The sequence below is a fragment of the Paraburkholderia sp. SIMBA_053 genome (assembly GCF_046534895.1).
Classification (GTDB): Bacteria; Pseudomonadota; Gammaproteobacteria; order Burkholderiales; family Burkholderiaceae; genus Paraburkholderia; species Paraburkholderia caledonica.
In genome coordinates this window covers 1-234 of record NZ_JAWRXU010001767.1, presented here as the reverse complement: position 1 = coordinate 234, position 234 = coordinate 1, and the positions used below count along the sequence as shown (strand labels likewise).

Annotated in this window: 1 protein-coding gene; it reads right to left on the bottom strand. The window is 64.1% G+C overall.

Going from position 1 to position 234, the window contains the following annotated elements:
* Positions 1–234, bottom strand: a 234-nt coding sequence (locus tag SB753_RS41595) for a hypothetical protein (RefSeq protein WP_410805762.1), incomplete at both ends; no start/stop codon positions are given.

The window sequence follows — 234 nt, the reverse complement described above, 5'->3', positions numbered from 1 at the left end:
ATCATCGATGAACACCATCGAGCCGACACCGCACGATACTGCGTCAAACGCTGCCTCGCCCGCCTGCATTTCAACGAGCGCTAGCTCACCGAAGCGAGGGTCATGGCCAAGCGCTACGACGACAGCTCCAGGGAGCAGGCAGTGCGTGCCGACATCGTGCGCCTTTCCGACGCGCGCCCAGTCCTGCCGTCCCGCATAGATCGCGCCGCTGTACGTGGTCGACAGGACATCGCC